The 13261-nt window shown below is 72.2% G+C and carries 10 protein-coding genes and 1 pseudogene; 8 read left to right on the forward strand and 3 right to left on the reverse strand.

Features of this window, described 5'->3' with window-relative positions; translation table 11 throughout:
- Positions 1-151: 151 nt before the first annotated feature.
- Both ACIBSV_RS20890 and ACIBSV_RS20895 read left to right on the forward strand, forming a co-directional pair.
- Positions 152-3451 (forward strand): ATP-binding protein, encoded by a 3300-nt coding sequence (locus ACIBSV_RS20890; protein WP_395865048.1) that lies wholly within the window; start codon positions 152-154, stop codon positions 3449-3451.
- Positions 3452-3599: 148 nt separating this feature from the next.
- A complete protein-coding gene (locus ACIBSV_RS20895) occupies positions 3600-5318 on the forward strand; it encodes a carboxylesterase/lipase family protein (protein WP_395865050.1) in 1719 nt (572 codons plus the stop codon).
- An 86-nt stretch (positions 5319-5404) separates the two neighbouring features.
- On the opposite strand, the gene ACIBSV_RS20900 is transcribed toward ACIBSV_RS20895, so the two are convergent.
- Entirely contained in the window at positions 5405-5710 is a 306-nt protein-coding gene (locus ACIBSV_RS20900) for a hypothetical protein (protein ID WP_395865051.1), read from the reverse strand.
- Between the two features lie 383 nt (positions 5711-6093).
- Here ACIBSV_RS20900 and ACIBSV_RS20905 point away from each other — a divergent pair, with 383 nt between their 5' ends.
- From ACIBSV_RS20905 to ACIBSV_RS20920, 4 genes are all read left to right on the forward strand, one after another.
- On the forward strand, positions 6094-6843 hold the full coding sequence (locus ACIBSV_RS20905; protein ID WP_395865053.1) for a DNA-binding response regulator: 750 nt from the start codon (positions 6094-6096) through the stop codon (positions 6841-6843).
- Positions 6844-7014: 171 nt separating this feature from the next.
- Positions 7015-7215, forward strand: coding sequence for a hypothetical protein (locus ACIBSV_RS20910; RefSeq protein ID WP_395865055.1), 201 nt, complete (start codon positions 7015-7017; stop codon positions 7213-7215).
- 398 nt (positions 7216-7613) lie between these two features.
- A complete protein-coding gene (locus tag ACIBSV_RS20915; protein ID WP_078981015.1) occupies positions 7614-7892 on the forward strand; it encodes a hypothetical protein in 279 nt (92 codons plus the stop codon).
- Positions 7893-8422: 530 nt separating this feature from the next.
- On the forward strand, positions 8423-9676 hold the full coding sequence (locus ACIBSV_RS20920; protein ID WP_395865057.1) for a serine hydrolase domain-containing protein: 1254 nt from the start codon (positions 8423-8425) through the stop codon (positions 9674-9676).
- A gap of 35 nt (positions 9677-9711) precedes the next feature.
- Here ACIBSV_RS20920 and ACIBSV_RS20925 read toward each other — a convergent pair.
- Positions 9712-9819 (reverse strand): annotated as a pseudogene (locus ACIBSV_RS20925) (transcriptional regulator); the annotation flags it as partial.
- Between the two features lie 378 nt (positions 9820-10197).
- Here ACIBSV_RS20925 and ACIBSV_RS20930 point away from each other — a divergent pair.
- Positions 10198-11868, forward strand: a complete 1671-nt coding sequence (locus tag ACIBSV_RS20930; RefSeq protein WP_395865059.1) for a helix-turn-helix domain-containing protein — start codon at positions 10198-10200, stop codon at positions 11866-11868.
- A gap of 74 nt (positions 11869-11942) precedes the next feature.
- Positions 11943-12380, forward strand: a complete 438-nt coding sequence (locus tag ACIBSV_RS20935; protein WP_395865061.1) for a DUF6314 family protein — start codon at positions 11943-11945, stop codon at positions 12378-12380.
- Between the two features lie 62 nt (positions 12381-12442).
- Here the strand turns inward: ACIBSV_RS20935 and ACIBSV_RS20940 are convergent, their stop codons facing one another.
- A complete protein-coding gene (locus ACIBSV_RS20940; protein ID WP_395865063.1) occupies positions 12443-13258 on the reverse strand; it encodes an ABC transporter permease in 816 nt (271 codons plus the stop codon).
- Positions 13259-13261: the final 3 nt, after the last annotated feature.

The raw sequence follows: 13261 nt of genomic DNA on the forward strand, positions 1-13261 counted from the left end.
ATCCAAGCGCCGCGTGCGGCACACCGACGCGCCGCCTTCCTAGAGTCGACATCCTGTCGACAGTCCGGAGTCGACGGCGGCCGACCGGTCCGACGCGGCATGCGGCGGTTCATCGCCGCCTCATGGTCCCGCCCGAGAGCGAAAGGACGTCGTGCCTTCCGCACCCATCGGCAGGGCCGACTGTCTGGACGTGTTGCGGTCGCACGTGGAGCGGGCCCGCACGGGGCACGGCGGGCTGGTACTGGTCGGCGGGGAGGCCGGGATCGGCAAGACCACCCTGGTGCGCCACATCGCGTACGAGGCGCCGGGCCTGGGGATGCTGGTGCTGCGCGGGACCTGCTGGGACTCCGGCGCCACGCCCGACTACTGGCCCTGGACCCAGGCCCTGCGCAGCCTGCGGAGCGAGGTCGCCGCCGACGAGTGGGACCGGATGACGGCGGTGGCCGGCGGAGCGCTTCCGGTCCTGCCACCCGAGCACATCGCGAACGGCAGTCCGGACGGGCGTCCGGACACGGAACCGGACAGGGATCCGGACGGGCGGCCCAACGGCTTCGCGATCGGCGACGCCGTGACGACGATGCTGACCACCGTCTCCCGCACGCGACCGGTCCTGGTCGTCCTCGAGGATCTGCACTGGGCCGACGCGGCGTCGCTGGACCTGGTGGAGTTCGTGGCACGGCACACCTGGTTCGAGCGGTTGCTGGTGGTGGGCACCTGCCGTGAGTTCGAGGCCCGGCAGGCCGGGCGGCGGCTGCCGGCGGCGGGCGCGGAGACGGCGATCGTTCGGCCGGCCGGTCTGACCCGCGTGGAGGTGGCGGAGCTGATCACCCGTACGGTGGGCACCTCGCCGCCGGACGCGGTCGTCGACGAGGTCCACCGGCGCACAGGCGGCAATCCGTTCTTCGTGGAGGAGACGGCTCGGTTGTGGTCCGCCGGGCAACCGGTCACCGCGATGTCCGCCGGTGTGCGGGCCGCGGTCCGGCGACGACTCGAACTCCTGGACGAGTCCGTCGTGGAACTCCTCCGCGTCGCAGCCGTGTTGGGTCGGCGCTTCCAGACCGACCTGCTCGCGCGGGTGGCGGGTGTCGGCGCGGTCACGGTGGGGCGGTTGTTGACGGACGCGGTGGACGCACACCTGGTGGAGCCGTCCGCGAGCGGTGAGTTCGCCTTCCGGCACGATCTCGTGCGCGAGACCCTGTACGTCTCGGCAGCCGAGGACCACCGCCGTCGCCTGCATGCCGCCGTCGTACGCGAGTTGCCCGTCGCGGCGTCCGTCACCGACCCGGCGCGGCCGAACGAGGCGGCGCACCACGCCTATCTCGCCGGAGCCGACCTCGACCGCGGCACGGTGGTCGACCTCCTGGTGGCCGCCGCCCGGCACGCGGCGAACCGGCTGGCCAACGAGGAGGCGGTGCGCCACTATCGGCGCGCGTTGGAGCGGCTGGGCTCCGACACAGGGCGCCGGCGAGTGACGCTGACCCTGGACCTGGCTCTCGCGTTGCAACTCACCGGCGACTACCGACGCTCGTGGCTCGTGTTCGAGGACGCGGCCGTGTCGGCCCGCGACGAGGACCCCGTGCTGCTGGGCATGGTCGCGCTCACCCTGCTCGGCATGGACGGCCGCGGCGACGTGTCCGGCCTCAAGTCCCGCCTCACCCACGAGGCACACACCGCCCTGACCACCGCCCGCCCGAACGCACGACCCGCCCGTCCCGACCACCCCGCACCCCCGCCCGCCGACCCGACACCATCCGCTCCCCCACCTCCCGCTGCCGCGCCACCCGCTCCCTTGGAACCCCCGTGCCTACCGCCACCCGAGGACGACCCCACCCCCCGCGCGGCGGAGGTGGCCCGCCATGTCATCGCCGCCGCCCGTCGTACGGGTGACGACGACGCCCTCCAGACCGGGTTGTGGGCCGCCGTGCAGGCCTCGTGTGAGCCGCACGCCGTAGCCGAACGTGCTTCGCTGACTGCGGAGTTGAGCCAGGTGTCCCGACGCCGAGGCGACCGCTGGATGGAACACATCGCGATGTCCCTGCGCTGGGTGGCGCTGCTGGAACTGGCCGATCCGCGCTACCTGGACCAATTGCAGTCCCTGGTGGCGGTGGCCCGGGCCGGCGGCTCGCCCCGGATGCGGTTGACCGCGCTGATCGACCGGAGCGTGGTGTACGCCTGCCAGGGCCGCTTCGAGGAGGCCGAGACCCTGCTCACCGAACTCGCCACGCTCGACGGGCCGCACCCCAGCTACCGGCACTTCGGCGGTCACCACCGTTGGGCGTTGACGCTGTTGCGCGGCCGATTCGCGGAATTGCCGTCGGTGCACGATGCGTTGCGGGAGGACGACCATCCGTTCGCGGACCTGTTGGCGAACATCGCCGCGCTGGAGTCGGGCGAGCGTCCGCGGTTTCCGTGTCCCGTGCCGGTGGGCGACGGCGAGGCCACGGTGGCGCATCGCAGCGTCGTTCCGCTGTGGCTGCGCCACCAGGCGCAGGCCGCCGCCGCGGAAGGTGATCCCGCGCGTTGCGAACAGGCCCGCGCCGCGCTGGGTCCGTACCGGGGGCAGTGGTTGGTATCCCTCTACGGATGGGACATCGGCGGTCCCGCGTCGCTGTGGACGGGCATCGTGGACGCCGCCCAGGAGCGCTGGGACGACGCGGTGGAGGCGTTCGACGACGCGCGCCGCTCCGCCGACCGCCTGCACGCGCGTCCCTGGTCGGTGCGCGCCCGGATCGAACTGGCCGAGGCCCTGCTGGCCCGGCACCTCGGCGACGATCGCGCCCGGGCCGATGTGCTCCTGGCGGACGCCGGAGCGGAGGCGCACGAACTCGGCATGGCGCACCTGGTCGACCGCGCCCGTCGGCCGAGTCTCCCGCCGCCGGCCGCTCACTCGGAACCGGTGGAGCGTACCGCCGAGTTCCGTCGCGAGGGGGCCGTGTGGCGGCTGGATTTCGCCGGCCGGGTGGTGCACGTGCCGGATGCCAAGGGCCTGCGGGACGTGCGTCACCTGCTCGAACGGCCCGGTACGCCCGTCCCGGCGGCGCGACTGCTCGACCCGGACGGCGAGTCGGCGGTGTCGGCCGCGGGAGCCATGGGCGCGGACGCGCTCCTCGACGACGAGGCGCGCAGACGCTACCGCCGGCATCTGGATCGGCTCGACGAGGAGATCGCCCGGGCCGAGCGGTGCGGCGACGACGTACGGGCGGCGGAGTACGACCGAGAGCGGGCCGCGCTGTTGGCGGAGTTGCGCCGCGCGGCCGGCCTCGCCGGGCGCGTACGCCGTCTGGGCGACCAGGGCGAGCGCGCCCGCAAGACGATCACCGCGCGCATCCGCGACACGCTGCGGCGCCTGGACGAGCGACATCCCGAGCTGGCGGCGCATCTGCGCGCGAGTGTGTCGACCGGGTCGACGTGCTGCTACACGCCGGATCCGCGGGTGCGTTGGCGATTGTGACCGACGCCGGAGCGCCGGGTGTGTCGGCCGTTGCGATCGACAACGCACGGGGCCGGCTCGCCCCGGGGTCGGAGCCCCGCCACGAAGCCGATTCATCACCGCCCGGATGGGAGGACCGGCAGAGCCCGGGTCCAGGAGAGGAAGAACCTTGCGAGCACAACGAGCCCTTGCGGTGGCGGCACTGGCCGCCGCGGTGTTGTCCGCGACGACCGCGGCGACGACCACGACGACGACAACCGCCGCGTCGACCGGATCCGCGACCGGACTCGGCCACCCCCGCGACACCGCATCGCCCACACCCGCCGGTAGCGCAGTGACGCGCACGGACGCGGGTCTGGTGCGCGGCGTCCGTACCGCCGCCCACCGGACCTTCCGCGGCATCCCGTACGCCGCCGCCCCGACCGGCGACCTTCGCTGGGCCGCGCCGCGGCCGGTCCCGCCGTGGCCGGGGGTTCGGGACGCGACCGCGCCCGGCCCGCTGTGCGCGCAGGTACCCGCCGCGCACGCGCAGTTGGCCGCCGTCGAGGAGGATTGCCTGGTCGTGAACGTCACCGCCCCCGCGCGGACCCGCGCGCCCGGACGGACCGCGCCGGTGCTGGTGTGGATCCACGGGGACGGCACGGTCGGCGCGGGCGAGTTCTTCGACGGCCGCCGACTCGCCGACCGAGGGGTGGTCGTGGTCACCGTCAATTACCGGCTGGGTGTCTTCGGCGGCTTCGCCCATCCGGGTCTGCCGGGTTCGGGCACCTTCGCGCTCCAGGACCAGCAGGCCGCGCTGCGCTGGGTACGGCGCAACGCGACCGCGTTCGGCGGTGACCCCGACCGGGTGACGGTGGCGGGTTCGTCGTTCGGTGCGACGGCGATCACCGCGCACCTGACCTCGCCGTCCGCCCGGGGGCTGTTCCAGCGTGCGGCCCTGTCCAGCGGCGAGGGCATGATGGACATGCCCGCCGGCGCCATGGGCGCGGGTGTACCGGCGTACCCGTGGTACGGCTGGCGCACCACGCGCGAGATGCAGGACACCGGGACCGAGACGGCCTCGTCGCTGGGGTGTTCGGCACCCGATCCCGAAGCCGCGCTGCGGTGCCTGCGGGCACTGCCGGTGGAGCGCCTGTTGCGCGTTCCGTACATCATGAACGCCTTCCAAGCTTTCGCCTTCGGCAACGAGGTGTTGCCCGAGTTGCCGGAACAGGCGCTGCGGGAGGGCCGATTCCACCGCGTTCCGGTGTTGTCCGGGGCCACTCGGGACGAGCATCGCCTGTTCGTCGGCGCCGCGCACGACGCGGTGCAACGGCCTTTCACCGACGAGCAGTTCGGCCGGGCGGTGGAGACGGCGTTCCCGGGCATGCGGGAGTGTGTGCTCGCCGAGTACCCGGTCCGCGACCATTCCTCGCCGGCGCTGGCCTGGTCCGCGGTGGTGACCGACCGCATGTGGGCCAGGGGGACCTACGCGCAGCACATCGCCTTGAGCCGCTTCGTGCCGACGTACGCCTACGAGTTCGCCGATCGGGACGCGCCGATGTACCTGCCGTTTCCCGCGTCCTTCGACTTCGGCGCCTACCACGCCTCGGATACGCCGTACCTCTTCGAGGATCCGCAGGCCCAGCCCCGATTCACGCCCGCCCAGGTGCGGTTGTCGAACACGATGAGCGACTACTGGGCGGCGTTCGCGACCGGCGGCAGTCCGAACGGACCCGGCCTGCCGTACTGGCCGCGGTTCGACGACGCGCACCATCCGTCCACTCCGCCGCGCACCCAGTCGCTGGCTCCGGACCGGATCGCGCCCGTCGACTACGCGAGCATCCACAACCTCGATTTCTGGAACGCGAACGGCACCGGCTGCGCGGGGCAACCGTCGCCCCGGTGACCCGGATCCGATGGCCCGGGCAGCCAAGGGAGGTGCCCCGCGCGGCCGTTGCGGCCGGTCGGGGCACCTCCGCGGGGAGTGGGTGTTCAGCACTCGTACGCGTAGTAGGCGGCTGCGTCCGCCGCGAAAGTGACCCGGCGCGACTCCTTCGCGGGGATCGCGACGCAGTCCGGGTCGTAGCCGTCGACCTCGACCGAGGCGTTGATCCCGTGCGAGCAGTCGTTGCTGATGTTCGCCCAGCCGGGGCCGTGGTCGCCCAGTTGCGCGCACCCGGGTCCCTCCACCGCGAGGCCGGGGCCGGCGGCGGCGATCGGGGCGGTGAGCAGCGTGGCCGGGATCGCGAGGAACGCGGCGGCGGAGACGGAGACGAGGGTAGTACGCAGGCGAGTCATGGTGATTCCTTGTCGTTGTCGCCGGAGGTCTTGGCCTCGGCGGGGTCGTTCACGATGGGGTTTCGTTTCTCGCGTGGCCGGCGCCGTGGCGCCCGCCGGCGGTCCCGGCCACGGCGCCTTGTCGCATCGTGTTCGTGGCCGGATGTGCGCCCCGGGATCACAGTGCCCGGGCCGGGACCGCTCGCGCGCCGCGGTGGCGTGAACGCGCCACTGGTACAGGCTTCAACGACTCGCCGGCCGCCGCCGACATCCGGCGCCCGGCGTCGCCCACCCGAACGGGCCTCGGTGGGGACGGGGCCACGGAAACGAGTCGACACGTGACGCATATGAATGCGTACTCTTGGTAAGGACGGGCCTGTCGTACTCACACGAGGAGGAAGCGCGTGTCGGTGGTGGCCTCCGGTCGGGTGCCCACGCGCTCGGTGCTGCGCGAGACCTTGAGTGAAACGCTCGAGGAGTCCGCCTTTCACGCCGATCGCGGCATCAGGCCACCCGCGCAGTGCGTACGGCCGGAAAACGTCGGTACGGCCGCCGCTCGGCTCGCCGCCGCCACCCGGCACGAACTGCTCACCTTCGACGACCCGTCCGGCTGTATCGGTCAGGGCGTCCCCGAGCGCATGCTCGTCCACGCCGCGGCGTGCATCGGTCGGATCGTGGATCGTGGGCCCGAGGTCCGCCAGATCACCTCGCGACGCGGCCTCGCCCAGGACGCGGACGTGGGCACCATCCGCTGGCGGCACGGAGCACAGGCTCGCGTGATCGACCGAATCCCCTTCCGGATGGGCGTCATGGACCGCTCGGTCGCGCTCGTCCCGATCGATCTCGACGTCCTTTACAACGGCATGCTCCTGGTCCGCGATCCCGTCGTCGTACGCGCCCTGGTCCGGGCCCACCAGTGCTCGTGGCGGTCCGGCGAGGATCCGAACGCCACCTCGTCCGACGAGGAACTGCCGGCCCACCTGGTCCCGGTCCTCGACTGCCTGCTCGCCGGCCTGACCGACGACGCGGCCGCCGCCCGGATCGGCCTGTCCGCGCGGACGTACTGCCGCCGGGTCGGCGACCTCCTCACCCTCCTGGGCACGACCAGTCGCTTCCAGGCCGGCGCCCGAGCGGCCCGCAAGGGCTGGGCCTGAGGACACTCGCCCGTCGGCGCGCCGGCGCGCCGACGATGCTCACCGGAGGAAGCCTGCCTCGGACGCAATGGACCGGTCGACCGCTTGGGAAGTGGACCTGGGCACCAGACCACAGGGCCGACAGGGTCGACGTATGAACACAGTCGAGACCGCGTTCCCGGGGACCGAAGCATGGCGGTGACCCTGCTCTGGATGGCAGCCCTCGTGCTGATCGCGTGGGTGGGCGCCACCGGTCGCGGCGTACGGGACACCCGCGACCCGGACTACACCTTGCGCCCACCCGCCCCGAGGCGTTACCGAGGCTCGGACGACGCCGTGATCGCGATCCGCCGCACACCCGTCGAGCACACGTCGACGGCCGTCCCGGACTGAGCGAGCCCGACCGGAGCGAAGCCGGGTCCCGGGCCGCGCGCCCGAGGAGGCGACGCGGGCGATGATTCCGGTCCTGGACCCCCGCGGGGTACGGCAGTTGCTGCCGTACGGCCGCCTGACACCGCGCCTGCGCGACCAGGTGTACGCCGTGCGCGGCAGCGCCGCGCAGGCCGCACACGCGTCGCGCTGGGACCTGCCGGCGGCGTGGACCGTGGCCTGCACCTGTTCGCGGACTTCACCGGCACCGTCCCGGAACTGCCCGCGACAGCCGAGGCGGTGGCCCGGTAAAGCCATATTTGCCCTGAATGTGACGCAGGTCACATTCCCCGTGTCATACCGAAAGCCGTCACCGACCGTGTACGGGATGTCCACACATTGCGCTTCGAAGGGACATCGTCATGCGTCTCCGCAACTTCGTACTCGGTCTCGCCACCGGTGGCGCCATCCTCACCGGCACCGTGCTGGGCGCGGCTCCCGCCCAGGCCGCCCCCGCGACGGTCGCCTGCGACCATCCGTGTCACCCGCCGGCCAGCCCCGGCTACACCTACATCACCGACTACTACTGGGCCAGTGCGTGCAACGACACGGGCAACCAGGGGATCAACGCCCATCGCTGGTCGACCTATCAGTGCACCGGTGGCGGCCAGTTCGAGAACTACGAGTTGTGGGTGAAGTAGCCCTCGAAACCCCGGCACTCCCGGCACCCCGGCACGCACTCCGTACGCATCGAGGCCCCCACGGTCTCCTCGGGCCGTGCCGCCGCCACTCGGGCGTCGTCCCCGCCGACACATTCGGCGGGGACGACGCCCGAATCGGCCGTCCCCAAGCGTGACGGCGGATCCGCACCGGCCGTGCCGAACGGCCGTGCGGCCTACCGACGCGTCGGGCATTACGGAAATCGCCCCACCGGTAGGGTACTTCGGTGACTTTGGTTGCCCGACCATGCGACCGCCGGTGAGTGGGCGCGGTCTGCCCGTCGCGATCGTCCGCGCGTGCCCGCGCGAGGGTGGCGGCGGCAGCCGCGTACGTGCACTCCGTACCCACACCCGGCCGGTAGGTCCCTCGGCCGGGGGATCCCTGTGCCCTGCTTTCCCCCCGAGCGGGGAACCGAGGTTGGCTCGGATGCGGGAAGACGCGCGGTTCGCGGATTCATAGCGTTGTCGGGGACGACGCGGAACGTCCGCGTCCGGACTTCGGGGGAAACGCCATGCCACGAATCTCACGTGTGCGACGACGTCGGTTCGCGTTCCTGGCCGGGGCCTCGGCAGCGGCGCTGATGCTGGCGGGCTGCTCGGGTGCGAACGACCACGACAAAGGGCCCTCGGGGTTGCCCACCGCGAGTACGAGCGGGGCAGCCGGCGCACCCACCGCAACCGCGCAAGCCACTGCGGCGGGCACCGCCACGGCCCCCGCCACGGCCGCCCCGCCGACGTCCGCACGGGCGACCGCCGTCGCCGCGTATCTCGACAAGCACTGGCCGTCCGGTGCGGGTGGGGCGATAGCCACCGCTCGGAACGGCGAACTCGTGAGCTGCCAGGGGCGCGGCCGAGCGAACATCGAGGCGCGCGTCGACGCCGGATGCGACACGGTCTTCGACATCGGTTCGATCACCAAGTCCTTCACCGCCGCGGCCATCCTGAAGCTGGAGACGACCGGTGCGCTGCGGGTGACGGAACCGATCGGCACCTATCTGGGACCCGTCCCCGCCGACAAGCGCGGCATCACCGTGCACCACCTGCTCACCCACACTTCGGGCCTGCCCGAGGGCCTCGGCGACGACTACGATCCGGTGAGCCGCGACGACATGCTCGCCCGCGCGCTCGCGGCTCCACTGGACTCGGCGCCGGGCAAGACGTTCGGGTACTCCAACGTCGGCTACTCGCTGCTGGCCGCGATCCTCGAGAAGGCCTCCGGCACGAGCTACTCCGAGTTCCTCACCCGGAACCTGTTCACCCCGGCCGGGATGACCCGCACCGGCTACCGTCTTGCCGACCCGCGCCGCGACGACATAGCCGTCGAGTACGACGCGGACGGCCACGCCCACGGCATCCCGCTGGACCACCCGTGGGCGCCGGACGGCCCGTACTGGAACCTGCGCGGCAACGGCGGCCTGCTGTCCACCGCGCGCGACATGTACCGCTGGTACCGCGCGCTGGACGGCGAATCGATCCTGCCCGCCGCCGCGAAGGCGAAGATGTTCAGTCCGCACGTCCCCGAAGGCCCCGACACACCGCAGTCCTACGGCTACGGCTGGAGCGTCCTGCCCTCCGCGTCCGGCCCGATCGCCACCCACGACGGCGGCAACGACTGGTCCTACGCGCGCTTCCTGATCCGTCCGGCCGACCGCACCATGGTCTTCTGGGTCAGCAACCACGTGGCTCGGGAAGGCAAATGGAACCTCGAGGAACAGGACCGCGAACTCTCCCTCGACCTCCTCGCCCTGACCGCGACCACGACCTGACGTGCGTCGGCGCCTCGGGGCGGTGGGCTCCGGGGTCAGTCGTGCGGTGGGAGATTGCCGATGCGGTGATCGGCGACGCGCAGGGCCTCGTCGACCAGGCGGTTGATGTGGCCGTGCGGCACGGCGTACACGACGCGGCGACCCGACGGCAACGACCTGAGTTCGCGGGGCGACGTCGCGGGCCGACCTCGCGGGCCGACTTCGCGATTCGACGTCGCGGGCCGACCTCACAACAGGAACCGGCCCGCCGCCGTCGCCCGATGACGACGAGCGCCGTGCGCATACCCGCGGTCTCGCGGTGCGCAGTCTTGAAGCCGCCGCCGACGGCCCCCGTCCGGTCTCCCCCGTCGGCGCGGCGGGATCAACTGTGGTCCCCGGTAGGGCCGATGACCAGGGTGATCGCATCCCATCCCGGCATGGGACGGGCATCCCACGGCTGACCTGCACAATCGCGGCAGGGCCGGGACGGGCTTGCCATACTGACGCGGGAAATGGAGAGCGCCGTCACGGGGGTGGGCCGGATGGACGAGGCACAGGGCAGAGCAGCAGCAGTTCGCGAGTTGTCCGCCGTGTTGGCGGCACTGAAACGGCGCAGCGGTCTCAGCTACCAGGACCTGGGGCAGCGGGTCTTCACGAGCAGTTCCTCCCTGCACCGGTACTGTCGGGGCGAGTCGGTACCGCCGGACTACGCCCTCGTCGTCCGGATCGCCAAGGAGTGCGGGGCCGACCCGGACGACCTGAACACGTTGCTCAAGTGCTGGAACGCGGCGACCGGACAGGGAGAAGCCCCGGTTCCCTCCCCGGTGGTCGCCGAGCCCGGTGCGCCGACCGACCCCGCGACAACGGCCGGCACGCCGGTGGGGGGCCGCCCGCCGACGCGTCGGCGCCGCTCGGCGGTGCGGGTCGCGGCCGCGGTGGGTGTGGTGCTGGTCGTACTCGCCACCGCCGTCGCGAGCACCTCGCAGGAGCAGGGGCGGCGGACCGAGCGCGTGCCCGTCGAGGCCACGAGTTGGACACGGGCTCCGTCAGCGGTGCCCGCCCAGCTTTTCGGCGTCACGATGAACAGTTCGAGCGGGGCGATGCCGTCGTTCCGGGTCGGCGCCTTGCGGTTGTGGGACAGTGAGACCCGCTGGGCGCAAGTACAGCCGCGCCGGGACGAGTTCGACTGGTCCACGCTCGACCGACTCCTGGACGGCGCGCAACAACAGGGCCTGCCGACGCTGTTCGTGTTCGGTGGTACGCCGGCCTGGGCGGCCCCGGAGGCCCGCAAGGCCGCCTACCCGGACGGGTCGCGAGCGGCGCCGCCGGACGACCTGGCGGACTGGGACGGCTTCGTACGGTCCCTCGTGCGACATGCGGGCGACCGGATCGACGCATACGAGCTGTGGGTGATGGCCAACCACGAACACCACTACAACGGCAGCGTGGAGACCCTGGTCGAGATGACGCGCCGCGCGAGCGCGATCGTCCGGGCCGACGACCCGAGCGCCACCGTGGTGTGCCCGTCCATTACCGAGCTGTGGAAGCGGCAGTCGCACGACTACCTGCTGAGGTTCGCCGAACTGGGTGGCTACCAATACTGCGACGCCGCCGGGGTCAAGCTCTACCAGCGGCAGGTCACCGACCCGCCGGAAACCATGCTGACGGCCGTGAACGACGTGGACCGGACCTTCCAGCAGGCCGGCTACCACCTGCCGCTGTGGAACACGGGCACCACCCAATCGTTGCCGCTGAACGACCCGCTGGACCCGGACACCGCCGCGGACTTCGCGGTGCGCTTCTACCTGACGGGCCTGTACGCCCGCAATCGCGGCCTGGAACGCATGTACTTCTATGCGTGGGGCAACGGCAAGATCCCGCTCGTGCTCCAGGCCGAAGGCCGGCAACCCACCCGCGCCGGGCTGTTCGTCGACCGCCTTCAGCAGTGGCTCGCGCACGCGCGAATCGTCTCCTGCGGCAACGGCGACCAGATCGGCCTGCCGGAGAACGTGTGGCAGTGCGAGTTCGTCGTCCCCGACGAGCACGGCACCCCGCGCGGCGCCCGGATCCGCTGGACCCACACCGGGACCGCGGACGTCCGGGTGGGCGCCGGGGCGACACGGGTGCGTCGGCTCGACGGGAGCACCCGCAGCGTGGACTCGCGGGACACCGTGCGGGTCACGGAACGACCGCTCCTGATCGACTACACCTGACCCGACGGCCGCTCGGGCCCGCGCACGGCACACCGGGTGTGATCCGAGCGGCCCGGCCCGGGCATCATGGGCGGATGCGTCCCGTTCCCGACACCGCCGCCTATCTCGTCGGCCGCTGGTCCATCGACCGCGCCGTGACCGACGAGCGCTCCGGCGCGCGGGGCACCTTCGTGGGGACCGCGGTCTTTCGCCGCACCGACGACGAGCTGCTCGAAGTGGAGTCCGGCGAGTTCGTCTGGGCCGGGACGGCCAACCCGGCGAGCCGCACCCACCGCCTCGTACCACGTGCCGACGGCACGGCAGACGTGCTCTTCGCGGACGGGCGACCGTTCCACCATCTCGACCTGCGCACCGGCAGATGGACTACCCGACACCCCTGCGCCGCCGATCGCTACGACGGCGAGTTCACCATCGTGTCGCAGGACGAGTGGCACCTGCTGTGGCGCGTGGAGGGCCCGACGAAGTCCCAGACGCTGACGTCCGTGTACCGACGCATACACACCGTGTCCTGAACGACACACCCGGGCCGGGTGCGACCGCTCCCCACCGACACCGAGCCGATCGGCTCGCCCGGCTACTCGGTGTGCGAGAAGCGGCGTGTTGCCAGGCCCAACGCCATCAGTGCCGCGGCGGCGAGGAAGGACACCTCCAGCAGTACCGGCGGCGCCCACCCCCACCACTGTGGTCCGGTCGCCACCCCGCCCGGAGCCGCCGCATCCCCGGGCAGGGTGCGCCGCAGCGCGTCGACGCCGTACGTCAGCGGGTTGATCAGGACCGCTCCGCCCAGCCACCCGGGGAGTCCGCGCGCGGGGAACATCGCGCCGGACAGGAACAGCAGCGGCATCATGAACATGCCGACCACGACCTGGAAGGTCTCGATCCGGCGAATGCACACCGCCGCGAGCACCCCCAGCGCGGTGAAGGCGAACGCGATCAGCGTCAACTCCAGCAGCACCAGCAGCAGTTGCGGACGATATGGAACTCCTGCGGCTCCGGCGACGGCCAGCACCAGCGCGCCGTAGGCCGCCCCCGTGGCGGCTCCCCCGAGGCAGATGCCCGTCAACAACACTCCGCGGCGCACCGGCGCGACGAGCATCTGCCGTAGGAATCCCGCCTGGCGGTCCCACACGATGGTGACCCCCACGGCGATCGCGGGCGCCTGCACGGCCATGATCAGCACGCCCGGGAACAGGTACGCGCGGTAGTCGCCGAACCCGTCCGCCGAGCCGCCGACCAGGGAGTCGAGTCCGGTTCCCAAAATGAGCAGGAACATCAGGGGCGTGACCAGCCCCATCGCGAGCCGGACCGGATTGCGGCCGAACCGGATCATCTCGCGCTGCCACAGCACCCGAACGGTGCGTAGATCCCGCGCGGCCTCGATGCTCGCCATGGG

The organism is Embleya sp. NPDC050154 (genome assembly GCF_044460165.1).
Classification (GTDB): Bacteria; Actinomycetota; Actinomycetes; order Streptomycetales; family Streptomycetaceae; genus Embleya.